The sequence below is a fragment of the Caballeronia udeis genome (assembly GCF_001544555.2).
GTDB classification, from domain to species: domain Bacteria; phylum Pseudomonadota; class Gammaproteobacteria; order Burkholderiales; family Burkholderiaceae; genus Caballeronia; species Caballeronia udeis.
In genome coordinates this window covers 86,472-106,351 of sequence record NZ_FCOK02000015.1, presented here as the reverse complement: position 1 = coordinate 106,351, position 19,880 = coordinate 86,472, and the positions used below count along the sequence as shown (strand labels likewise).

The window sequence follows — 19,880 nt, the reverse complement described above, 5'->3', positions numbered from 1 at the left end:
TAACTTTCCTCTTACTCCCCGTCAGGAAGGATTCGTTTGAGCAGCCGTTTAGAGCCGGGATTGATCACTTTCGAGTCTCCGACGTACACCGTGCGCTGCGAGTTGAAGCCCTTGGAGTATTTGGCAAGACCGAACCTGAAAAGGAACACCGTTACGAAGCCTGGAAGACGCGAACTGCGCCATTCCAGATACTTGCGGTTCGCGTGATAGCCGACGAAGGGAATCCCGAGGTATGCGCCCGTTCCGTAGAACCGGCCAGCGACCAGGGCGACAAAGACACTGATGATCAGGATGTAGGTGTCCTGAAACTCGACGCCTAGAAACGCGCTTTCCGCACCGCCGTACTTGGGAATATGGAATGACCTATTCGACACGAGAGTCTCCGGCGCTCCAGCAGACGAGATGATCCTTCCAGTCGGCCGAGCTGGCGAACGGCAGCTGCGGCACGCAGGTCTTGTCTCCCATCAGAACCACTTTGGGCCAGTTCAGCTTCGGTTGCGCATGAAAACGCACGTGGCGCAGACGGGCTCGGTTGCGAGCTGCAGCGGCAATCTGATCGGCGCGCACCTGAGAGAGCGCAGCTTCTTCCTCGGCGCTGAAAAGATCGTAGGTCTGCCGGGCCGGCTTCCCGACCATGAAACGCATCGGGCGACGGCCATCCTCGACGGGCTTGGATGAATACACGTACATACCACCGTTCGCGGGCTGGACCGTGGCCGCCCCTGCGGCGTATGGTCCGTGCGTAACGAAGGTGACCCCGTCATTCGGCAGTGCTGCGAAAGCGCTTGCGGGCAGTGCGGCACAGATCCAGATGAGTAATTTGTGTTTGTTCATATCTTTATTTTAATCACTAGATGAACTGATCACAATTAATATTTGTCGCCGTATGCAGCGTAATAGACACGCTTTGCATAGTCGCTTGCGGAAATGAGTTTTGAGTCCTGCGCGAAGAACTTCAGGGCCTGTGCGAGGCTCATTTCGCCGGAGACTTTCGAGTATTCGCCCGGGTTATCGCTGCTGCCGTGACCGACCACGAAAGTCGGCGCAGCAGTTACGCCATAGCGCTTCGTGAGATTCGGATCGATGATCCAGCGCGCGGGCTGCTTGCCGCAGCAAACCGCGTTGACGTCGGCCGCGAACTTTTGCGTCGACGTCAGCGTGTTGCCGGGGCCGCCAAAGCCGGTCAGCACGATGACGGCGTGGGCCTGGCTTGCCTCACGGGCGAGTTCAAGCACAGTCTGTCGCGGCATTTGCGTCGAAATGAAGATGAACGTGTTCCAGCGGGCCGTCATTGCGTCCACGAGCGGAGTATCAGCGTGCGTGCCCATTGATGCGGCAGCGAGTGCGAGAAATGCGAACAGCTTTTTCATGCGTGTGCCTTTATTGGATGGTCGTGGTTGCGCAGCAGTCCTTGCGCTGGAAGACGAAGTAGCCGTAATCCTTGTCCTGCGGCCGCGACGCGCCAATCTCCTGAAAGGCCAACGGTCGACCGATCGGCGTACACATGTTGTCCGGGAACGGGAAGGTTCGATTGGTCTTGTATTGGCGCTTGTCCATGATGAGCTGCGGGACGCCGAGCGCACCGCAGGAGTCCAGCGCATCCTGTCCCGCCGAGGTCTGCTGTGCGCCTGCTGCATGAAGCTTGGCGAAGATGCGGGCCACCATCAGGTGAGAGACTTGTTCCTGCGTATTGGCGACCGCCACATTGCCATCCAGCGGATACATTGGCCCCCAGGCGCCGGCTACCCAGAAAAGGACTTCCATGGGAAACCCAAAGGTTGCGGAAATGGCGTCGGGCAGTTCTGCCGCTACGCTCGCCACCCCGGCGAACGGATATGCGTAGGGAGTGAGCATTAGCGACAGGGCGTCATCGTTCCACGTAGGATCGGCCCAGCTGAGGAACGGCACGTCGAACGAGCGGCTGTCCAGACATGGGTTGTTGACCACCACGCCTAGCGCAGACATTACGGGGTTTATGTATTCGTTGACCTGCATGAAGGCGGCTTTTCGCTTGCCCCCTAGTGGCGCGGTCGTGAAGTTCTCGCTTCCGTATTCAGCCGAGTTGTATGGTGTGTCAATGTCGATCCCGCCGAGGAGTGGCATACAGCCCGGCTTGGTCGTCGTGTCGACCATGTACCGCGGCTCCCAAAAAGAGACCGGCGTACCGATTGCAAGGTTGTTAGCGCAAATACAGATCGGCGACCCGCTCACCCCCGTATCGTAGTCATCGCCCGACACGCCGAGATTGATGAACCCTCCCATGATCGAGATCGGGAAAATGCAGTCGTAACAAACGTCGGTAATCAGGTTGGGAAAGCTGCCGTTACAGATCTCCTGGGCTTGTGCGCCACCAGAAAGCCCGAAGCCGACAACGAGGGCAAACCAAAGACGGATCAGATATTTCAATTTGAGGCTCCCATGCCAAACTGGATCGCGAGCTTGTCGCCCTGCTGGAACAGCGCGGCCGGCACGCTGTTGATCTCGACGCCGTAGAGTTTCGAGAGGGTGCTGATGATCATCTTTCGCTGGTCAAAGTAAAACGGCACACCCATGCCGCCATGCCACGGAACGTTGCGGTACTTGATCCGCATGAGGTACGGCGAGCCAGCGGTCAGAACGATTTTCAGAGGCTCTGACTCGCTGCGCTTGATCGCATACTCGACTTGTCGGGGATCGTTGCCGTCAATAAACAGCAACCCGTACGTCAGCGGCATGATCTTCAGCGGCTCGACAACGGTGCCGCGCTTGACAATCACGCGCCCGTTCTGATCCTTGTAGTCTTCCGGAATCGCGAACTGCAGCGCACGCAGCTCGGCGTGCGCCGTGTAGTCCGTCTTGATACCGAGAGACGGCGGATTCTTGATCGCGGCAATCGTGCGGTCGCGATAGGTCTTCCAGAACTGGTCCATTTCACCGCTTGCCTTCTTGCGGCGCATCACGTCCTTGATCTGGTCCGCGGCGTCGCGGTCGAGCGCATAGGTCTGCGCCTTAACCCCGAGGTCTTCCGCGCGGGCTCCGCCGGCGACTGCCGAGACGGCGAGCGCGACTGCAATCAGAATTCGTTGTTTCATTGCTGCACCACCATCGTTGGTCTTTCTGGTTCTACTCGGACAGCGCCGCGGGAGACGCGGGCTGTGGCGGATTTGGTCGGCGCGGGATTTGTGATGCGGTCGTACGCCTGTTGCACCAGTTGGGCGTAACCGATCCGGGCCTGCTCCTTGTCGGCCGCCATCCCAGCGCCGTATGCGCCAACTGCTCGCCACGTATTGCCGTACATCCGGACGAAATCAGACAAGAGGAACGCGCCTACATTGATGTTCGTGCAGGCGTCGTACAGGTCGCGCTCGTAGATGCCGTACTTCTTCAGCCAGTTCAGATGAAACGGCATGATCTGCATCTCTCCGATCGCATACGTCTTCGTGTTCGTCACGTACGGCCTGTAGTTCGACTCGACCCTTGCGATCGCGCGCAGCAGGTTGACGTTCAGGTGCCGACGTTGCGCAGCATGGGCAAAACACTCGTCAGTGTCCGCCCGTGCTGCATTGCTTGCGATTAGTAATACTAAAAGAGGCGCAATAAAGCGAATCATCACGAATAACGACGCAGGCCGCCCTGCGCGAATTTTCTGACGAGGGCAAACACACCGAGAACGATCTCAATCATCACCGCGGCGAACACGACGTAAAAAGACATCGCTATGATCAGCGGACCCATCGCCCCCATCTCACCTGCCGTGTACATCATGAAAACCGCCGTGGCAATGAGCGTGACCACGCCGGCGTGGAGGACCGAGTGCTGGCCACGCACGGCCAGCCGCGAAAGCAGTCGGGTAAGAAGGTTCTTCATTTGGAGGCCGTCGCGATGTTGGCGTGAGACTTTGCGAGTTGCGCCTCGATCCGTTCAGCCGGGGCCGAGCCGGGGATTAGCGTGCCGTCTTCGAAGACCAGCGCGGGCGTGCCATTCAGATGCCACTTTTCGCCGAACGCGAGATTGCGGGCGATCGGGTTGTCGCACACCGGTTGTTCCGGTTGTTTGTGTTGATGGAGATAGTCGTGCCATGCAGGCAGCAGCGCATCGGCTTTGACCAACTGCGCCATGTTCTGGTAGTCGTGCCACGCCTGTACGCGGTCGGCCTGACACCAGATCGCTTCGGCAACGCCCGGAGCGTTCGGGTGTAGCTGGGCGAGCGGAAAGGGGAAGATGTAGATCGTGACGTCGGTCAGCTTGGTCAGGCTGCCTTCGAGCATCCGGCAGTAAGGGCAATCCGGATCGGAGAACACGTAGAGGTGCCGGGAGCCGCTACCGAACTTGATTGCGTCCTTGGTGTCGAGCTGCGAGACGTCGATCTTGGGACGGTTCGCTTCTTCGAGGTCGTTCGTGATGGAGTGGTTGGTCTTCAGGTCGATGACGTTGCCAGAAATCAGGACCGACATGTCGTCGCGGACGAAGAAAACCTCGCTGCCTTTGACGACGGACCAGAACCCCGGAAACGCCTTTTCGATCTTCGCGCCCTGAGCGGCAGGGAATCGTTTGACCAGATCATCGGGAAACCCTGCGTGAGCCAACAGGGTGTAACCGGCAAAAATCAGTGCTGCGGATGCTTTGACAAAGAAGCGCATGAATCCTCTAAGTAGGGTGAGAGCGCCTCATGAGGCGGATCGTCACCTCTGGCAGCTCGGGTTTGTAATGCAGGATGAACTCAATGAGCGGGTTCACATTTGCCCATGTGCGTACGCGATTACGCTGCGTGTACAGGGTGTGCTCGACATTGGATCGGTTAAAAACGGTGAGAAGGACATAGCCCGTCTCTGCTTCTTCGATTACGAAATTCTTGATCGTTCCGGCCGCAGCTGCGTCCTTCAGATCCTGTTCAACAATGGCGGTCATTTTTCGCTCCCGGTTGCTAGATCCCGAAATGATACCGAAGCGAGCCAGCACGCCGGGCGTTTCTCCTTTGCAGTGCCGAGAGGGGAGCCTTACGAGTCAGGTCAGAGCAATGATACACATCTCAACATCAGAATATCAATATTGATGTTATGAGGCGTAGTTATTGACTACCACCGCGCTGTAGACCAGCGCCGACACGCACAGGCAGACCGTGAACTCGAAGTCGTACACGCCCTTGTGTTTGCGCCAGTAGAGGAATCCCACGAAAAGGATGGCGATGAAGAACAGCTTGACGATGGAAATCACGAGCGCGAAGCCCATCCACTGACTGAGCCAGTTCAAAAGCTTGTTCGTCTCGAAGCGCCCCCTGGGGGCGATGAGAGTGCTATGCCAGTCCAGCACTTGAAGAACCGCAACTGCGCCGAGAAGGATCGGCGTGCGGTTCCCTAAAACCGTTTTTAGAGATTGGTCTCGTGTCATTTTGCCCCCGTATAGGCTGCGCCGAGTGCTTAACTTGTATCATGCGCGGTAGTGAGTATAATTTAATTTTCAATGAGTTGCATTACCTGACGCAGCCTTACCACAACGAAATCTTCGCAAATGCGGTCAGAAATATGCATCCGCGATTTCACAGGTTCGTGAGACCTCTTGTGAGCCCGATCAGCTGGCCGAAATGTGTGTCGATACGAGGGGCGTCTCGCAACTTCTGCCAATGGAAGCCACAAATTCGCAAGAGTTGAGCGCCGCTGTCCGTTCGCTTTGAGAGCGGATAGTTGGCGAGTTCGTGCGGCGGATCGGGTGTTTGCCTTGAAGGAAAGAGCAGCTTTTAAAATCGGTGTTGTATTGAAGAAGTCCCGCCATTAAGTGGTCTCAATGACCGGAGTGTGCCTATGCAGCTTGAAAATATTCGGTATGTGAATTTCGATGAACCGGATAGACGCCTTGTGCAGGAGAAAGCGATTGAATCGGCGCAGGCCGAACCGGAAAAATACATCGAGGCATACCGGCAGGATGCTCGGTCTTTCGATGGTCGGTATGTCGCTGCGGATCTGTTCAAGGAGACGTTTCCGGAGTTCAGCGCGTCCCGTGAATCGCGCAACCGCTACAACAATCCGGTCCACAACACGGCTGCGGTGCTTTCTTCCGCCCTGTTCGCGGAGAATCTGCAGGGCAACCGTGAATCAGGGCGCGACGTCGTCTACTTTCTGACCGGGTCACCAGGCGCGGGCAAGACGTCGATGGTGTTGAAGGAGAATGCTCTGCCGGCGGACGCGCACATGATTTTTGAGGGGCAGATGTCAACGTTTGCGACCAGCGTCGACAAGATCCAGCAAGCGATTGACGCCGGGTTCATTCCTCATATCATCGTGGTTCACGCGCGCTCGGAGAACGCACTGGACAACACGCTTCGGCGGTTCTACGAGGAAGGACGCGGCTCGAGCGTCGCGACGATCGCCAAGATTCAGGGTGGCCTGCCGGTGTCACTGGAGCAACTTGGCGCATACTTTGGGAATAACCTGCTGCTGGACATCATCGACGTCCGCGATCGGGCAAATCCGGTCAATCTGCAGGGATTCGACAACATCAATGTTCTGAAATCAGAGGGTACCCATGAACACATCCAGCAACGACTCGAAGCCCGAGTCGAGCAATACCGTGAAGCCGGACGAATCAACGACGACGCCTACCGGCAAGCCCTTGGACTCGCACCGAGAGATCGCCTCGCAGTGGATCAACAGCGCGATGAAAGGCATCAAGGAGATGCACGAGAACGAGGAAGCACGCCAGGACGTCGCGAAGAGGCTGTTCTAGCAGCAGATCGCCCCGCCGAGGCCGGACAGGCACAGTCTGCGCAGACGCGGTTACGGATTACCGAGGCGAGCCAGGTACGCGCGAGCGTGGCGGGCAAGGTCGTGGAAGTCACGGACACCCACGTCCTGGTGCAGACGGGTCGAACGGACGCCGTGCGCTTCACGCGGGCTCAATTGAGTGGCGAGGTGCATGTAGGCAAGAGCGTCGAACTCGAATACCGGGCGAACGAGCGCAAGCAGACGCCGGAGCAGACCCGACAGCAGCAATCGACGCAGCAGCTCGATCAGAGCCGTCAGCGTGACACCACGCAACAGAACACGCAGAAGCGGTCGATAGATGGGCTATGAATCCGGTGAGGCGGGCCCGCCGGAGTCACCAGAGGCCCACGGATAACGGCAACACTACGGGGAAGTGGAGATGCACCAATATTCGATCGACGGGAAGATATATACCGAGGATGACCCGGGCCTGCAGGCAGCGCTGGGGCGCGTACACCACACGAAGATCCGGCCGCTGTGCCTGTGTGTGAGGCCGGGGGCACCGATGTATGTCTCTAAGGTCTCCGGGCACTTCCAGATCAAGCGGATGCCCGAGTCAGGCGCAGAACACTCAGCGGACTGCGACTCGTACGAGCCGCCCGCCGAATTGAGCGGCCTGGGCGAGGTGATGGGACACGCGATCAAGGAGGACACCGAGGAGGGCAAGACCATGCTCAAACTCGACTTTGCCCTCAACAAGATTGCGGGCCGGGCGCCGCCCGCCCCGTCCGATTCGGAGCCCGGCAGCGTCAAGGCGGATAGCTCCAAGCTGACGATCAGGTCACTGCTGCATTTCCTGTGGGACGCCTCGCACCTGACACACTGGAACCCGGGCATGGGTGGTAAGCGCAGCTGGGCGACGGTTCACAAGTACCTGACGCGCGCAGCGCAGGGAAAATTCACCAAGGGCTTGCACCTGCCAACCACACTCTATGTGCCGGAGCCCTTCTATGTGGACAGGAAAGACGAAATCACGCAGCGACGGAAGGCCTTCATCGCGGCTGCCGAGCAGTCGGACCGACCCGGTCAGAAGCTTTTTATTGTGATCGGCGAAGTCAAGGAAGTCACTGCGGCCCGGTATGGCAAAAAGATGGTCCTGAAGCAGGTTCCGGACTTCTTTTTCATGATCAGCGAGGATCTGAACAAGAAGCTGAAGGTATTCAAGGACGAGGTCAGCCTGTGGAATGCGTTTCCAGAGATCCACCTGGTGACGATCGCAACGTTTAGCGTCGATCGAACCGGTGTGGCGCAGATTGAGGAAATGGCACTCATGGTGATGACGGAGCAGTGGATCCCTTTTACGAACGTCGACGAAAAGAACCTCATTGAGTCGCTGATCGGCTCGCAACGGAGGTTTGTGAAGGGGCTGCGATACAATCTGGCCGCTTCGAAGCCGCTTGCTAGTGTCATCCTGAGCGACACGCAGGGCAAGCACACGGCGATGTATCTGGTGCCGTCGAACGCGTCAGAGGACTATATGATGGCCCTGAACGATCTGACGGATAAGAGCGATCTGGAGCACGTGCGTTGGATCGCAGGCGACATCATGCCTGCAATCCCGCCCGCTGCCGCTCCCTCACGCGCCGCGTAATGGTCGAGATAGCAGTCTTTCGCATGCGAAAGACTGTCCTACCCTGTCTCAGTCCTCTTGCGGTTGACTCGCATTTCCGGTGATCCACTTCCCAGCTCTTGACCATGTTGCGATTCGCCCGATCGCGGCCTACCTCACGCCGGCAGTTCTCGGCGCGCTTCTGCTTGCTCGGTGCGCGCGGGGCAACGCTCTGTTCGCCCTCATCGCCCTGCCCGGCACGCTCGCCCATGAGCTTCTGCACTTCCTGGTTGGATTCGTGACACTTGCGCGGCCGGTGAGCCTGTCGGTGTGGCCACAACGCACACAGGGCGGCTCATACGTGCTGGGTGAAGTCCTGTTTGAGAATCTGCGTTGGTGGAACGCAGCGCCCGCAAGCCTTGCCCCTATGCTTGGCTATGCCATAGCGGCGGCGGTCGCGATGATGCGCCTGCGAAGCGGCTACACGTTCTCGTCGTGGGACCTGGCCGTATGGGTAGCTCTCGCGCAGTTGATCTTCGCAGCGTGGCCGTCGACGGTGGACTGGCGTCTCTCCCTGAAATCATGGCCGCTGTTGCTCACCGCGTTCGGAGCTTTATGGCTTCACTACTATTCCCACGGTCTTGCACCCGGTTAGTCCGGGCATGGAATGCAAAAGGGGCGCTCATGGAGCGCCCCTTTTTTTGACAGCCTGATTGTTACCCTACTCCACCCCCACCGAGAGGACTACTTGCCCAGCCCGCTTTTGGCGACTTGCTGCTCGACGTACTGAGCGAATAGCGCGTGCAGATGCGTCGACGGGTGCACGTTGTCTGCAAACATGTACGTCTGGTCAGCCCCGGCCACGGTGTAGGTTTGGGGCGAGCAGAACAGCGCCGAGGCGAACGAAGCGCCGTATTGGGCGGGGGTCAATCCATTCAGCACGCTCGGATTCTGCGTACCGTATGCGGTCGCATTGGCCGCCATCGACTGCAGATTGCACGCAGTGCCAGTGTTCGACACGGTGAAGCCGTTCGTCTGATAGCTCGCGTTGATGCCGTCCTGCCAGCTGAAGGCGTCGATCTGGATCACCTTGCTGGCCGGCAGTCCAAGGCCCTGGATCGCCTGGGTAAGCGCGGCGTTATAGACGCTCGAGAGCGCGGTGAGCAGTTGCTGCGCGGACGATCCGCCCGTGACGCCGAGCGGAGTCTGCCCGATGTCCGGAACGTTCGAAACGACAACGTGTGAGGCGCCGGCCGCTACGATCTGCTGGATCACCCCGGCGAAGGTCTGTGCGACCGGACCGAGGCTGGCAGTCGCCTCGTTCTGGATCGCGGTGGCAGGGTCCATGCCGCCGGCTACGTCAGCAGTGACGGCCGCTTGGATGGTGGATTCCAGTTCGAAAATGTCATTGGCGCCGCCGTTGATCAGCACGAGCTGGTTCGCGTTGAAGCTGCCATGAGCGGCGAGGTAGTTCTGTAGCTGCTGCGTGACAGGAACGGTTGTCGCGGCCGAGTAGTCCGCATTGGCGGTGCCGACCGGCGCATGCCCTTCGCCAACCGGATCCTGCACGCGCGCCCCGCCCTGTGCGTAACCAAGGCCGGTCGACGCCGCGAGAGGCTGGCCGAAGCCGCCGAGGTAGGCCGAGCTGAGCGTACCACCGTAATATTCCGCGACCTTTTGGGTCCACACTTCGCCGGGGTTCGTCGTGAAACGGCCACCACCGAAGCTCGCGGTAATGACCGGAGCATAGGTGCCGACATCGGAGAGGCTGTCACCGAACGAAACGACCTGAAGGTTGACGCCGCCTGTCGGCGTGCTGGTGTTGGCCGAGCTGGTGTTGCTGCTACCACCGCCGCCACCACCGCCGCATGCTGCCAGCATCGCGAAAGCAGCGCCGGCGATCGCCAGTTGCGCGAAGCGCGCGAGCGCGTTGCGGTCCGAACCGGTCTGAATATTGGTTTGATTGATCGACTTCATCGGGTCATGTCCTCGTTTTGTGTGGCGACGGTCTAGCCGTCCAAGTTATTTGATTTGAGTCATTGATGCGGCCGCAGCGTCAGAGCAAAACTACGTCGCATTGTGTTTAACATTGTAACATCAAAACATCAAAAACGATATTTTGATGTTTTAGAAGAAACGTTCTTCAAAAGAAAAAACAACAACCGTTCTACTCCCCCAACGTGATGCGAGGTCGGCGACGAGTACCGCCGACAAGACTTCTGCCCAACAGGGAACTGACGCCGAAAAGCAACGCTACGAGTATCGCGATCGTCAACTGGTACATCGACGTTTCGCTGAGGGGACCGTGACTCAGATACCAGAGTAGCCAGCCAAGCGGCCCAAGGGCGGCGCCGATCCCCACGATGCCACCCACCCCGAACAGTGTTTTCATTACAGATTCCCGGACTTCGTTGAAGGCTGCCCGCTGCTATCGACCAATGGTGATGCTGCAGGGGAGTTCGATGGTGCCAGTGCAACAGCCTGCGTAGGTGCAACTTCCGCGCCGACAAGCTGCGTGTGCAAGCTCATTGCATCACGGACGCTGTCGCGCTTACCGCGGGGCGTGTCGCCCTGCCACAGCATGTAAACGGGCGCATCGCTTACGTTGTATTTCGCGATAGTCCATCCGCTGGGATGCGACATGTAGTACTCGTTCTCGATCTTCCACTGTCCCATCGCTGAGTCCGATCCTATTCGTCGCGTGCAACGAGGTGACGCTTCAGACGCTGCTGAAAGGCACAGTCAGCAATGGGTCGATCCGCGCGTGGTACGCGCAGCGTCATCTTGCGGCATGGCTCGATCTGTTCGAAGCGGTACGCAGCTGCTGCTGCGAGGGTCGAATGCCAGACCGCACTACGCGCGGGTTCCTCAAAGTCGACGTCGGCAAGCATGACGACGCGCACACGACCCGCGCGATCCTTTAGGTACTCGCATGGCATCCAGTTGCCAGCGATCTCAACGTCCGTCACGTTGATTTCGCGAGGCACACGGGCCGCGGATTGTTTCTCGGCGTGCATATACGTCCTGCTCCACATCAAGCGGCGGTAGGTCGAGCGGCGCTCAACCGTTCCACCATCTTTTCCACGTCCCTGCCGTACAGATAGACCGGTCCGAGTTCTTCGTAGCCAAACGAGCGAATGTAAGCGTACGCAAAGCAGGGATATTCCTTCGGCTCCCGTTCGTTGTCCGCGTCCCCCTTCGGCATGCTTAGGTCGTTCAGCAGGAATCGGCGCCACGCGCGTCTGTCTCGGAGTAGTTTCATGGCTGTGTCATTGAGACGGGTTGTCCGTTGGTGAGCCGTCTCGCGATCGAGAACAGGACGGCCCGTTCCTTGTCCGCATCGGGCGTATGGGTAAATTCTGCCCAGCTGCCTACAGCGGTGTTCGGTCCGGGCCAGATGTTTCCCTGCGGCCGCACGACTTCCCGTATGGTGTGCCCTACCGCGTAGAGCAGCCCCCATCTTGGCGGCAACTCGTCGACTGCGATCAGCCCGAGCGGGCAGAGGTAGAACCGGTACACACCCAACCCCGAGCCAGCCGTCTGTCGTTCTGGTTTCAAGGCGTCCGCGAGAAAGTCGCCGCGGCTTATCTTGACCTCGATCAAGGCCGAGCAGAGGGAGCGAAAACCAATTACGTCTGGCTGTTCGCGACTTCCGGCGGCAATGATCTCCGTTCCGACGACGTCGAAGCCCTGCCGCTTCATCCAGCGGGCTCCCAGTGTGGTCAGCCTGATGTGTTCAGGGCTAGGCATTCCATCGCCTCGGTGTGGTCATGTCGGTGTGCCGAAGGTGACGCCAAGTCATTCGGCGGATCCCGCTTGCGCCTGGGCTTGTGTGTGCTGTGACATCGCGAAAAGGTTTGGATGCGCCCTATCCACCAGATGAGCCATCTGGATCAGCGTGCCCAATGCGATGACGACCAGGCCGCTACGGCAGTACGTCGAGGCGTTCACTAGGGCCTTGACGGTCAATGTCTCGATAGCGGTCGGCTGCGCAGCTCCAGGGGGCGGAGTCAGCAGGGCGAGCATGTTGCTCTCTTCTTTCTTCGTCATCACCGCGCCAATCGCCACCCAGCACGTTCCCACAAGGACAACACAGGCAGACATCCAGTCGAACGTGTCTTCACGAAGCACGAGATTGAACGGGAAATTGACACAGAGCGCGATCCAGCCCGCGATCGCGAGGACGAACGCGATGTTGTGTTGCTGTGTCGCCGTACCGGCATTTTGCTTGTGCTTCAAGCGACGGAAGAAGCGTGGGACCGAGTAAACCGTAGCTGCGATTGAGGCAAAGAAGAGGAAGGATTCCTGCTGCGACATGGTGAGCAGCGCGTGGGCGATGGTTTGGGTCGTCATTTGGATTGGTCAGTCGTTGGTTTGTTGGTATTGGCCATTGCCAATCACGTTCTTTCCAGCTCTGCGAGCGAAGCCTTGCGCGAATTACCCCGGAACAGGCTGGCGTTTTGTGTTGGACTCGGATTGCGTGCGTCCGGAACTACAACGAACAAACATAATTTTAATCAGTTAAATGAGTGAGCACAATCAATATTGAAGCGTGTTCGATTGCCTATATTTCGCCGCGCGTGGAGACTCGAACGCGCGGTCGGAAGGGCAATTTTAGGAGGCTCGGCGAGTGAGGCTGCGGGCAAATGGCGCGAGCGGGCGCCGCTTCAAGAGTGCTTGACAGCCACCGCGGTCAGGGTAATCGACGGGCTCACATAGACCGAGCAGGGGTGTATGCGGACACCCCTAGACAGCCCGAAACTACTGCGCCGGCATCACGCGAATCTCGCTCGCGGGGATGGCGACGACGACTCCACCTTTCGATGCAGCGACAGCCGCGCTCGCGCTCTCGGACTCACGTTTCAGTTGCCTGCCGTCAGCCTCGCCTTGGGTGAACGAAGGCCAGGGCAGAAAAGGTTCGCTGTAGTCCCTACCAAACTCGACAGAGTGCGGGCAACGGTAGATAGCCTTGTCGCCGTCGAGCCGAACGAGGACTGCCGTTTCGCACTTGACAGAGGGACCGACGAACGAGGGGTCGACCACGCCCGCTTGCTCCGGATGCCGGAAGAACAGCCAGTGATCGGCGACAGTACCGCAAATATAGAGGCCCGCAATGACTGCCCAAATCGCCAGTCCGAAACGTAACGCGACGCCCTTGTGCGCAGATCTGTCGCGGGCCAGTCCGACAAGCCGCGCGCCGAACATGAGAACTGTAAGCAGGCCAAACATGAAGAACGCGACGACGGACCAGTTGTACGCGTCACCGGCAATGCCCTTCCTGGGGTCCGGCACCAGTTCAAATCCAAGGAGCAATCCAAGCGCCCCAACCATACACACGATGAAGTGAGCTTGGGCGACGACGGCCGCTCGCCCCTGGGCCAAAAGACCGCGCACCGCAAGAATCAGATTCGCATAGGCCGCAAAGAGAAAAACGGGGAGAAAGACCATGGTCAGTGTGCCGCTTCCGCGCCCTTATTACGCTTGTAACGAGCGTCGGCCAGCTTCCCGACGTACATCGCGACAAAGGCCCCGATCAGTAATAGCGTACCCGACGCAAGCAAATCTCTCGGCGTCGCCTTGGTGTGCCAGCCATAAAAATGCGCCATGAGCAGCTCCTGAACGATGACCCACGCAATGAATGTGGCGATCGCACAGTTGCGACCGTATTTCGATGCGGCAATTTCAATCGGTTTTCTCGACTTCACAGTAGTTCCTTTCGTGTGACTGCAGGAGGTAGATATATGGCCTAGTGGGCGTACAGAAAATTGTTACTCGGATTGCGACTTGGACAGATATGCCCCGCGAATCAGCTCATCGCGTGAGCCGTAACGCTTTACAGCATCGTGAACTGTCGAGCGCGTGGCCCCGGTAAATCGCATTGCGTCAGCCTGTGTCATTCCGTCAACGAGTACTGCCCTAGCGGCATGGTTTGCCGGGCTATCCGGGTCGCCGCCGAGCAGTATTGTGAGCACATCGAATTGCTCGCCTGTCATTTGATTCATTCACCTACAACAAAGCCATCTGAGCGGTCAGAAAGTGTCTCGAGCTGGCCTTCCGCGTATCCGGCCCGCCGGCGACGTGTTACGTCAATGAAGCGATCTCGATCCGCCTTAGCGTGCTCCGCACGTCACCGCAAGCAGTGCGATGAGTACAAACATGTCGCCGAATCCCCAAACAATTGCAACCAGCAGACTGCTTTTCATTCGGCAGACTCCGGCAGGTTAGAAGCGAATCCGGTCGGGCTTGATGCCATCGGCCAGCAGGTTGGCCTCAACATGACTAATGATTTTGTTCCCGCGCCAAGCCTTAGAGAAACGAAAGCCAGTAAGGCGCATGACCGGCGCAGCAATGTGAGCTGCTGCGCGCATCATTTCGTAGTGAAGTCTCAACACGACGAGTTTTGGGAGCATCGCCATTTCGTTACCTCCAGACGGTGATGCTTCGATTGACTGGCAGAAACTCGCTTACGCCGAGGTCCGTGTCGATCTTCACATTGACACCAATCACCGTTACTCCGACCACGTTAGCCAGCCGGCCACACGCGCTGCCGCTGTGCACCGTGGCTAGTCGGATCGCGTCGCCCACGATCACGTCCTTGCTGGCCACCTGCAGCTCTTCACTCGTCACTTTTCTTACCCTTGATTGAGAGGTTTATCGGGACCACTGTCGCGACATCAGGCGACGTGCTCTCCAGAGAACATACCGCGTAAGCAGCGGTTCAGCGAACAACCTGACTGCAAGAACTCCCGCCATGACACCTGCGACAGCGGCTACTGAGTCAGGCATGTCGATATTGGCAAGGACGGCCGCTTTCCCCGCGACGAACTGAACCACGACGCACCCACCGATTGCCAAGAGGGCCCGAATACCGAGCGCAACATGCCTGTCTTTGATTCGCATGGTTGTCCTTTTCCTTCGAGTTATTCAACGCTCCTGGCGAGCTGGGACTGAACATAGTCGGCCGGACTGTAGCCTTCGTTAAACACCTGTCGCATATCGTCCGAACTACCGAGCAGCCACGTCACATCGCCAGTCGTGCGGTCGAGCACGCGGCGGGCGTCTGCTTCCGCTTCTACTGTCCATTCGGCAAAGGTCATACCGGGCTCGATCTGCATCGTCATTTTCTAGACGTTTTGGTTGCGGATTCAGCTGGGCTTGGCAATGGACGCTTGCAGCATCAGGAGCGTCATGTACGGGCGCTGTTCGTCGGTGGTGGCTGTCAGCGTCCCGTCCTTAGCTTCCCAATGAATGCCACCAATGATCCCGGGCAAACCTGACGTGGATTTAGGCGATCCCAATTTCTCGGTCAGGCTCGTCACGATCGGATCGAACGCATTACCGGCGATCTCAACCGAGAAACTCTTTAGAGTGCCATCCGAATTATCGAATGCAAACTGCTGCTCCGCACTCGTGGAGTTCCCAATAGTGACCTGGGAACGGACTCGCGCCCCTGCGGCATCGAGACTGGTCCACGTGCAGAACGTGAGCGTAGTGCTCGGCGGGAGGCCTGAGACCTGATCAAATGCGGTGTCGCCATCTCCACGACAATACAAGGACGATCCGGAAGGTGATGCTGTCTTAACCGCATCCCGAGTCATACCAGGGTGGACGCCCAGCAGCTCAATGTGAGCGGGTTTGCCGCAGCCCGCGAGAGTGAAAGCCGCAGCGCAGGAAAGCGCTGCGAAGTAGGTCTTTGAACGAATCGTCATACGTGCGTGGCCGTTTTGTTTGTTGATTTTAATCATGCTTTGTACTGATTTAATTTAAGTATGAATATACGCCTACAAAGACGTATGTTCAAGAGGAATTGCCATCGGTGATTGACCGGCTTGGCATTCGAAATCTGCTGACGGAAACGCCCCTCGAACCTCAATATCGGCAATTCCAGCCAAAACCTTGATCGCATAGTCTGTGGCGCGAGAGGACGTCGGTACGAGGCGGATCGCTGCCGCGGGCTTGCAATCGCCGATAGCGGCGGGTCGCCTCAAGCGTCATAGGAAAAGCGCGCGCCTCCCCCGGCGCGCGCTGCTTTTACTTCAGTAGGAAGCCGATCAACATCAGCGAAGCAGCGAGCATGAGGCTGCCCCGGTACTCTTGCCGAATCGCACCGCATAGGCACGCCACCAGTCCAGCCGAAACAAAGAGAATCTGCAACATCGTTACCTCCTTTGATGGGTTCGTTGCAGAGAGGCTATGTCAAACAGGTGTACATAAGCAGGTGCGCCAGAGCGCGTGGGGATTCGTCGGCGAGGCAGGTCAGGCGCGGGGTATCAGCAGAGTTTCGGCGATTTCTCGGACGAGGATTGCACCGCTCGCTCAAAGGAACATAATACTGTATGGATATACAGGTCTTGATATGGGCGCTCTCCCCGCATCCCTCGACGCGATACACCCAGGGCTCTGGCGAGCCTCCCAACTCGGCCGAGCCAGCGGGCGCACGGTTGAGACGGGCTATGCGGCGCTGTCTGCCGAGCTTCCGGGCGGAGGCTGGCCCGAAGGTGCGCTTGTCGAACTGTTGGTCCAGCAGACTGGCATTGGTGAGCTTCGGCTGCTCGCGCCGGCGCTGGCCACCGTTGGCTCCCGCGCACTTGCCTTCCTGCGGCCGCCGCAGCAGCTGAATGCCATAGCGCTCCCGCACATAGGCGTGCCGGTCGACAAGGTCCTGTTGTTGCGCCCGAGGCTCAGCGCCGACGCGTTGTGGTCGGCCGAGCAGATCCTGAAGGCCGGTAGCTGCGGCGCACTCATTTTCTGGCAAGAGGCGATCCGCGCGGAGTCGTTGCGGCGTCTTCAACTCGCGGCTCGCTCAGGGCACACTCTCTTTTTCGTGGTCAGACCGCTGATCCGGGCTACAGATCCATCGCCGGCGGAGCTAAGGCTGACCGTCCGCCCAAGCGCGGAGGGCGTTACGGTCGAGGTGATCAAGCGCAAGGGGCCATCAATGGCGGGCAACGTGACGATCGAACTGCGTCCGTCGCCGCTTCTTCTCAGCCCGCACCGTCGCGCAGCGCGCGTGACGCCGGGGGCGGCAATGGCGTTGGTCAACGAACGAGCCTGAACGGGTTCCAGTGGTCGGCGCGCAAGGATGACAGTTTCGCACGCAGCGATTGCTACGCTCAGTCAGGAAGGTTGAACTTCACGCCATCGTCCCATTCCAGGGTCACAGGGGCGCTGCAGACATCGCACGTCGTTTCTTCGCCGTCATGCGCTTCATCGGGGAGCCGTCGTTGACCGCTATGCCCGCACGCTTTGCAACGATATGTGTACAGAACATCGCTCCGATCGGACATTGCACTTTCCTCCGCTGGCTGCTGTCTATCGGGTCTTCAGTTGCGCACGTACAGTCTCGACGTGTTTGGGCGGCACTGAGAACGTCGCGTACTCGAGTTGCAGGAACTTCATCATTGCGACAATCCGGTGACGGCCATCAGTCAGCGTGGCCTTGCCCTGCTCAACTCCCATGTACGGCGTGTAGCACCATCCTTCGCTGAGGTCGCGCCGAACCCGGCTCCAGCGTGCGGGATTCAGGTGCAGGCGTTCGCTCGCCAGCATCGTGTCCAGAGCACTCCGCAGGTCGATTGTGACGAGCTGGAAGTCCCTGCAGATCGGAGGCACACGGAACTCAATATCAAGCGTCGGATAGTCGTGCTTGAGGCACGGCGGCAGGTCCTCCATCGCTTCGAACCTATACCACTCGTCGCCGAACGTTTCATTGCCCGCGGCGAACTTCATGTAAAAGTACATCGACACGCCGTCAGGCACAGGCGGCAGCATTTTTGTTGGCATTCTCAGAATCCGTATGGTTGTTCCTGCCAGCGTTTCAGCACGCGGTAATCATGTTCCGGCAACACGATCAGGCCGTCTTCGGCCGCGGAAACGATGCGTTCGAGCGCGCCGGCTTTCACCAGGTTGCCGTGCAGGCCATAGAAATACCAGCTGAACGGCACGCCAATACGCTCATCGAACTTGTTCAACCGGCCATACAGCGCATAGTCGTCCATATTGCGGATCTTTTCGACGGCCGCGACCTTACGGTTGTGGCCCCACTGCGGGATGAAGTACAGATGACGCGGCTGGCTCTTGTCGGCTTGGTAGCCCTGTGAATCCTGTGGTTCAAATATCCATCGCCGGCAGATCCGTTCGCCGCCGCTGCCCGCGCTGGACTCAGACCAGTCGTCAAAGAAGCGTTGCGATTTGTTCGGATATTTGTCGAATCCCGGATGAAATTCGGCAAACGATTGTGTCCCGGATTCGCCTGTCTGCAAATTAGTGAATTTGAGGCGACGAGCTGCTGCGACGCGACGTTCCTCATCAGCACACGCCGCGGCCACACGAAGGAATATCTGCATGTCGATCGCGTCGTAGAGGCGGTATCGTTCCGCGCCCAACGGACGCGGCTCGATCGGGTCCCCGAGATAGTCGTGATACACCAGAAGATCATTCGGGCTCTGCGGCCGCCGCCAGTCGGCGGTTGTGAAGAGGTTTCTGGTGATCGCCTCGGTCTCTGTGAAGATGCGCAACTGCGTAAAGTTGTCCAGGGAGCCGCCGCGGTCATGGGCGAAGAAATGCAATACAGGCTGGACTTCGGACAGCAGATAGCCCTTGTCCTTGTTGTGCTCCCACACTGCGGCGACGTCGCCGTTGTGCACCTCGATCTCGGCCTTGACCCAATCGCGATAGCTCTCCCCGATCCTCACTCCGGACGCGTCAAAGACAGCGCCAGGATGTGCCGCATACGTGTCGCGCGACGTCACGTACGCGGCCGACCTGTACTCGCTGCGTGTAGCAAGCGTGGCAAGCAGTGCGGCATGGCGCGGCTCGACCCGGGCGGAGGCCACGATGGTTTCGAGGACATCCGTCTGGACGCAGTATTCGTGCTTCATGTCTGTGCCTTTATTCGTGCCTACTTGTCGTCGATGGGGTCGTTGAACGTTGGACTATCGCCGCCCGTACGATTCAAGCCGGGCGTGACCTTGTGCCAATGAAAATCGTCAGCGGACTTCCCGGCGGTATTTGCAAGATGTACGGCTTCCTCGAACGTCGTCGCGGGGTCGAGCCACACTTTGGCCTCTTCGAGCGTCAGCACAAGAGGGCGCCGGTCGTGAACGTCGAGCATGCCGCTATCGGCCGCTGCGGTGACGATAACAAACCCGAACACAACCCCGGGCGTTTCTGACGGAGCTGCGTCCGGCCGCACGCTGCTTAGCCCGGCAAAATAGACAGGAGGCCCGTCATTCGATTTGATGAAATAGGGCTGCTTTCTGCCTTCAACAGTTACCCATTCGTACCAACCGTCAGCGGGAACCAAGACCCGCCCCGAGCTGAACATCCATTTCCACGTACTCGATCCAGCTTTGTCCATCCGCGCGTTGACCATCATTTTGGTCTTTCTGGCCACCGCCCATGCGGGCCGGAATCCCCATATTTCAAGCCGCGGGCCGTCCGGGCCGATGATCGGCTGTTTTGTGCCCGGGGAAACGTTCCAGCTCGGCCGGAAGATCTCCGCGTGGCGCGGAAATCGCTGATCGCCAGCGTCAGACATCAGTGGCTCGACGTAGAACAGATCTTTCTGACCGCGAGAATAACGCCCACACATG

General features: G+C 58.6%; 31 protein-coding genes. 4 read left to right on the top strand and 27 right to left on the bottom strand.

Features of this window, described 5'->3' with window-relative positions; all coding sequences use genetic code 11:
• Nucleotides 1-11: 11 nt before the first annotated feature.
• From AWB69_RS13740 to AWB69_RS13695, 10 genes are all read right to left on the bottom strand, one after another.
• Nucleotides 12-374, bottom strand: a complete 363-nt coding sequence (locus AWB69_RS13740) for a hypothetical protein (protein ID WP_062085477.1) — start codon at nucleotides 372-374, stop codon at nucleotides 12-14.
• The gene (locus AWB69_RS13735; protein ID WP_062085476.1) at nucleotides 364-834 is read right to left on the bottom strand and encodes a hypothetical protein; all 471 of its coding nucleotides are present in this window, start codon (nucleotides 832-834) and stop codon (nucleotides 364-366) included. The genes AWB69_RS13740 and AWB69_RS13735 overlap by 11 nt, the downstream gene beginning before the upstream one ends.
• Before the next feature lie 35 nt (nucleotides 835-869).
• Nucleotides 870-1,370 (bottom strand): TrbC family F-type conjugative pilus assembly protein, encoded by a 501-nt coding sequence (locus tag AWB69_RS13730; protein ID WP_062085475.1) that lies wholly within the window; start codon nucleotides 1,368-1,370, stop codon nucleotides 870-872.
• Nucleotides 1,371-1,380: 10 nt separating this feature from the next.
• Nucleotides 1,381-2,406, bottom strand: a complete 1,026-nt coding sequence (locus AWB69_RS13725) for a TraU family protein (RefSeq protein WP_231937095.1) — start codon at nucleotides 2,404-2,406, stop codon at nucleotides 1,381-1,383.
• Nucleotides 2,403-3,071 carry a hypothetical protein gene (locus AWB69_RS13720; protein ID WP_062085474.1) on the bottom strand — a complete coding sequence of 223 codons (669 nt, stop codon included), beginning with the start codon at nucleotides 3,069-3,071 and terminating at the stop codon, nucleotides 2,403-2,405. Before AWB69_RS13720 ends, AWB69_RS13725 begins: the two co-directional genes overlap by 4 nt.
• The gene (locus AWB69_RS13715) at nucleotides 3,068-3,589 is read right to left on the bottom strand and encodes a lytic transglycosylase domain-containing protein (RefSeq protein WP_062085473.1); all 522 of its coding nucleotides are present in this window, start codon (nucleotides 3,587-3,589) and stop codon (nucleotides 3,068-3,070) included. The genes AWB69_RS13720 and AWB69_RS13715 overlap by 4 nt, the downstream gene beginning before the upstream one ends.
• On the bottom strand, nucleotides 3,589-3,846 hold the full coding sequence (locus AWB69_RS13710) for a hypothetical protein (RefSeq protein ID WP_062085472.1): 258 nt from the start codon (nucleotides 3,844-3,846) through the stop codon (nucleotides 3,589-3,591). The genes AWB69_RS13715 and AWB69_RS13710 overlap by 1 nt, the downstream gene beginning before the upstream one ends.
• Nucleotides 3,843-4,619 carry a DsbC family protein gene (locus AWB69_RS13705; RefSeq protein WP_062085471.1) on the bottom strand — a complete coding sequence of 259 codons (777 nt, stop codon included), beginning with the start codon at nucleotides 4,617-4,619 and terminating at the stop codon, nucleotides 3,843-3,845. The genes AWB69_RS13710 and AWB69_RS13705 overlap by 4 nt, the downstream gene beginning before the upstream one ends.
• 7 nt (nucleotides 4,620-4,626) lie before the next feature.
• Nucleotides 4,627-4,887 carry a hypothetical protein gene (locus AWB69_RS13700; RefSeq protein ID WP_062085469.1) on the bottom strand — a complete coding sequence of 87 codons (261 nt, stop codon included), beginning with the start codon at nucleotides 4,885-4,887 and terminating at the stop codon, nucleotides 4,627-4,629.
• A gap of 147 nt (nucleotides 4,888-5,034) precedes the next feature.
• Complete coding sequence (locus AWB69_RS13695) at nucleotides 5,035-5,367, bottom strand: DUF5658 family protein (RefSeq protein ID WP_062085467.1); 333 nt, start codon at nucleotides 5,365-5,367, stop codon at nucleotides 5,035-5,037.
• A 410-nt stretch (nucleotides 5,368-5,777) separates the two neighbouring features.
• Here AWB69_RS13695 and AWB69_RS13690 point away from each other — a divergent pair, with 410 nt between their 5' ends.
• From AWB69_RS13690 to AWB69_RS49310, 3 genes are all read left to right on the top strand, one after another.
• Nucleotides 5,778-7,046 (top strand): KfrB domain-containing protein, encoded by a 1,269-nt coding sequence (locus AWB69_RS13690; protein WP_137954111.1) that lies wholly within the window; start codon nucleotides 5,778-5,780, stop codon nucleotides 7,044-7,046.
• Between the two features lie 70 nt (nucleotides 7,047-7,116).
• Nucleotides 7,117-8,328 carry a DUF1173 domain-containing protein gene (locus AWB69_RS13685; RefSeq protein ID WP_062085465.1) on the top strand — a complete coding sequence of 404 codons (1,212 nt, stop codon included), beginning with the start codon at nucleotides 7,117-7,119 and terminating at the stop codon, nucleotides 8,326-8,328.
• Nucleotides 8,329-8,407: 79 nt separating this feature from the next.
• The gene (locus AWB69_RS49310; RefSeq protein ID WP_062085463.1) at nucleotides 8,408-8,941 is read left to right on the top strand and encodes a hypothetical protein; all 534 of its coding nucleotides are present in this window, start codon (nucleotides 8,408-8,410) and stop codon (nucleotides 8,939-8,941) included.
• Nucleotides 8,942-9,030: 89 nt separating this feature from the next.
• Here the strand turns inward: AWB69_RS49310 and AWB69_RS13675 are convergent, their stop codons facing one another.
• The 14 genes from AWB69_RS13675 to AWB69_RS50325 form a co-directional block, all read right to left on the bottom strand.
• Complete coding sequence (locus tag AWB69_RS13675) at nucleotides 9,031-10,263, bottom strand: SGNH/GDSL hydrolase family protein (protein WP_062085460.1); 1,233 nt, start codon at nucleotides 10,261-10,263, stop codon at nucleotides 9,031-9,033.
• A 190-nt stretch (nucleotides 10,264-10,453) separates the two neighbouring features.
• Nucleotides 10,454-10,678: a hypothetical protein gene (locus tag AWB69_RS13670; RefSeq protein ID WP_062085458.1), complete on the bottom strand. Its 225-nt coding sequence runs from the start codon at nucleotides 10,676-10,678 to the stop codon at nucleotides 10,454-10,456.
• Nucleotides 10,678-10,962, bottom strand: coding sequence for a hypothetical protein (locus AWB69_RS13665; RefSeq protein ID WP_062085456.1), 285 nt, complete (start codon nucleotides 10,960-10,962; stop codon nucleotides 10,678-10,680). The genes AWB69_RS13670 and AWB69_RS13665 overlap by 1 nt, the downstream gene beginning before the upstream one ends.
• A gap of 14 nt (nucleotides 10,963-10,976) precedes the next feature.
• Nucleotides 10,977-11,303, bottom strand: coding sequence for a hypothetical protein (locus tag AWB69_RS13660; protein ID WP_062085454.1), 327 nt, complete (start codon nucleotides 11,301-11,303; stop codon nucleotides 10,977-10,979).
• A gap of 17 nt (nucleotides 11,304-11,320) precedes the next feature.
• Nucleotides 11,321-11,548, bottom strand: a complete 228-nt coding sequence (locus AWB69_RS13655) for a hypothetical protein (protein ID WP_062085452.1) — start codon at nucleotides 11,546-11,548, stop codon at nucleotides 11,321-11,323.
• A complete protein-coding gene (locus tag AWB69_RS13650; RefSeq protein WP_062085450.1) occupies nucleotides 11,545-12,036 on the bottom strand; it encodes a hypothetical protein in 492 nt (163 codons plus the stop codon). Before AWB69_RS13650 ends, AWB69_RS13655 begins: the two co-directional genes overlap by 4 nt.
• A gap of 48 nt (nucleotides 12,037-12,084) precedes the next feature.
• A complete protein-coding gene (locus tag AWB69_RS13645) occupies nucleotides 12,085-12,639 on the bottom strand; it encodes a hypothetical protein (protein WP_062085448.1) in 555 nt (184 codons plus the stop codon).
• A 408-nt stretch (nucleotides 12,640-13,047) separates the two neighbouring features.
• Entirely contained in the window at nucleotides 13,048-13,734 is a 687-nt protein-coding gene (locus AWB69_RS13640; RefSeq protein ID WP_062085446.1) for a hypothetical protein, read from the bottom strand.
• Nucleotides 13,735-13,736: 2 nt separating this feature from the next.
• Nucleotides 13,737-13,991 (bottom strand): hypothetical protein, encoded by a 255-nt coding sequence (locus tag AWB69_RS13635; protein WP_062085444.1) that lies wholly within the window; start codon nucleotides 13,989-13,991, stop codon nucleotides 13,737-13,739.
• 516 nt (nucleotides 13,992-14,507) lie between these two features.
• The gene (locus AWB69_RS13625; protein WP_062085440.1) at nucleotides 14,508-14,702 is read right to left on the bottom strand and encodes a hypothetical protein; all 195 of its coding nucleotides are present in this window, start codon (nucleotides 14,700-14,702) and stop codon (nucleotides 14,508-14,510) included.
• Between the two features lie 4 nt (nucleotides 14,703-14,706).
• Nucleotides 14,707-14,913 carry a hypothetical protein gene (locus tag AWB69_RS13620; protein WP_062085438.1) on the bottom strand — a complete coding sequence of 69 codons (207 nt, stop codon included), beginning with the start codon at nucleotides 14,911-14,913 and terminating at the stop codon, nucleotides 14,707-14,709.
• Nucleotides 14,914-15,206: 293 nt separating this feature from the next.
• A complete protein-coding gene (locus AWB69_RS47665; protein WP_156528838.1) occupies nucleotides 15,207-15,401 on the bottom strand; it encodes a hypothetical protein in 195 nt (64 codons plus the stop codon).
• Nucleotides 15,402-15,431: 30 nt separating this feature from the next.
• Entirely contained in the window at nucleotides 15,432-16,031 is a 600-nt protein-coding gene (locus tag AWB69_RS13610) for a hypothetical protein (protein ID WP_062085434.1), read from the bottom strand.
• 286 nt (nucleotides 16,032-16,317) lie between these two features.
• Nucleotides 16,318-16,443, bottom strand: coding sequence for a hypothetical protein (locus AWB69_RS50325; RefSeq protein WP_269447479.1), 126 nt, complete (start codon nucleotides 16,441-16,443; stop codon nucleotides 16,318-16,320).
• Between the two features lie 199 nt (nucleotides 16,444-16,642).
• On the opposite strand from AWB69_RS50325, the gene imuA reads away from it, so the two are divergent.
• Nucleotides 16,643-17,341 carry a translesion DNA synthesis-associated protein ImuA gene (gene imuA, locus AWB69_RS13605; RefSeq protein WP_062085432.1) on the top strand — a complete coding sequence of 233 codons (699 nt, stop codon included), beginning with the start codon at nucleotides 16,643-16,645 and terminating at the stop codon, nucleotides 17,339-17,341.
• A gap of 257 nt (nucleotides 17,342-17,598) precedes the next feature.
• Here imuA and AWB69_RS13600 read toward each other — a convergent pair whose 3' ends face one another.
• The 3 genes from AWB69_RS13600 to AWB69_RS13590 form a co-directional block, all read right to left on the bottom strand.
• A complete protein-coding gene (locus AWB69_RS13600) occupies nucleotides 17,599-18,069 on the bottom strand; it encodes a hypothetical protein (RefSeq protein ID WP_231937094.1) in 471 nt (156 codons plus the stop codon).
• 2 nt (nucleotides 18,070-18,071) lie between these two features.
• A complete protein-coding gene (locus AWB69_RS13595; protein ID WP_231937093.1) occupies nucleotides 18,072-19,037 on the bottom strand; it encodes a hypothetical protein in 966 nt (321 codons plus the stop codon).
• Between the two features lie 149 nt (nucleotides 19,038-19,186).
• Nucleotides 19,187-19,879: an SOS response-associated peptidase gene (locus AWB69_RS13590; protein WP_062085427.1), complete on the bottom strand. Its 693-nt coding sequence runs from the start codon at nucleotides 19,877-19,879 to the stop codon at nucleotides 19,187-19,189.
• Between the last annotated feature and the right edge of the window lies 1 nt (nucleotide 19,880).

Coding starts and splice junctions, on each gene's coding strand:
- AWB69_RS13735 (WP_062085476.1), bottom strand. CDS start 834: ATGAACAAACACAAATTACTCATCTGGATCTGTGCCGCACTGCCCGCA.
- AWB69_RS13730 (WP_062085475.1), bottom strand. CDS start 1,370: ATGAAAAAGCTGTTCGCATTTCTCGCACTCGCTGCCGCATCAATGGGC.
- AWB69_RS13720 (WP_062085474.1), bottom strand. CDS start 3,071: ATGAAACAACGAATTCTGATTGCAGTCGCGCTCGCCGTCTCGGCAGTC.
- AWB69_RS13715 (WP_062085473.1), bottom strand. CDS start 3,589: ATGATTCGCTTTATTGCGCCTCTTTTAGTATTACTAATCGCAAGCAAT.
- AWB69_RS13710 (WP_062085472.1), bottom strand. CDS start 3,846: ATGAAGAACCTTCTTACCCGACTGCTTTCGCGGCTGGCCGTGCGTGGC.
- AWB69_RS13705 (WP_062085471.1), bottom strand. CDS start 4,619: ATGCGCTTCTTTGTCAAAGCATCCGCAGCACTGATTTTTGCCGGTTAC.
- AWB69_RS13700 (WP_062085469.1), bottom strand. CDS start 4,887: ATGACCGCCATTGTTGAACAGGATCTGAAGGACGCAGCTGCGGCCGGA.
- AWB69_RS13695 (WP_062085467.1), bottom strand. CDS start 5,367: ATGACACGAGACCAATCTCTAAAAACGGTTTTAGGGAACCGCACGCCG.
- AWB69_RS13690 (WP_137954111.1), top strand. CDS start 5,778: ATGCAGCTTGAAAATATTCGGTATGTGAATTTCGATGAACCGGATAGA.
- AWB69_RS13685 (WP_062085465.1), top strand. CDS start 7,117: ATGCACCAATATTCGATCGACGGGAAGATATATACCGAGGATGACCCG.
- AWB69_RS13675 (WP_062085460.1), bottom strand. CDS start 10,263: ATGAAGTCGATCAATCAAACCAATATTCAGACCGGTTCGGACCGCAAC.
- AWB69_RS13670 (WP_062085458.1), bottom strand. CDS start 10,678: ATGAAAACACTGTTCGGGGTGGGTGGCATCGTGGGGATCGGCGCCGCC.
- AWB69_RS13665 (WP_062085456.1), bottom strand. CDS start 10,962: ATGGGACAGTGGAAGATCGAGAACGAGTACTACATGTCGCATCCCAGC.
- AWB69_RS13660 (WP_062085454.1), bottom strand. CDS start 11,303: ATGCACGCCGAGAAACAATCCGCGGCCCGTGTGCCTCGCGAAATCAAC.
- AWB69_RS13655 (WP_062085452.1), bottom strand. CDS start 11,548: ATGAAACTACTCCGAGACAGACGCGCGTGGCGCCGATTCCTGCTGAAC.
- AWB69_RS13650 (WP_062085450.1), bottom strand. CDS start 12,036: ATGCCTAGCCCTGAACACATCAGGCTGACCACACTGGGAGCCCGCTGG.
- AWB69_RS13645 (WP_062085448.1), bottom strand. CDS start 12,639: ATGACGACCCAAACCATCGCCCACGCGCTGCTCACCATGTCGCAGCAG.
- AWB69_RS13640 (WP_062085446.1), bottom strand. CDS start 13,734: ATGGTCTTTCTCCCCGTTTTTCTCTTTGCGGCCTATGCGAATCTGATT.
- AWB69_RS13625 (WP_062085440.1), bottom strand. CDS start 14,702: ATGGCGATGCTCCCAAAACTCGTCGTGTTGAGACTTCACTACGAAATG.
- AWB69_RS47665 (WP_156528838.1), bottom strand. CDS start 15,401: ATGCAGATCGAGCCCGGTATGACCTTTGCCGAATGGACAGTAGAAGCG.
- AWB69_RS13610 (WP_062085434.1), bottom strand. CDS start 16,031: ATGATTAAAATCAACAAACAAAACGGCCACGCACGTATGACGATTCGT.
- AWB69_RS50325 (WP_269447479.1), bottom strand. CDS start 16,443: ATGTTGCAGATTCTCTTTGTTTCGGCTGGACTGGTGGCGTGCCTATGC.
- imuA (WP_062085432.1), top strand. CDS start 16,643: ATGGGCGCTCTCCCCGCATCCCTCGACGCGATACACCCAGGGCTCTGG.
- AWB69_RS13600 (WP_231937094.1), bottom strand. CDS start 18,069: ATGCCAACAAAAATGCTGCCGCCTGTGCCTGACGGCGTGTCGATGTAC.
- AWB69_RS13590 (WP_062085427.1), bottom strand. CDS start 19,879: ATGTGTGGGCGTTATTCTCGCGGTCAGAAAGATCTGTTCTACGTCGAG.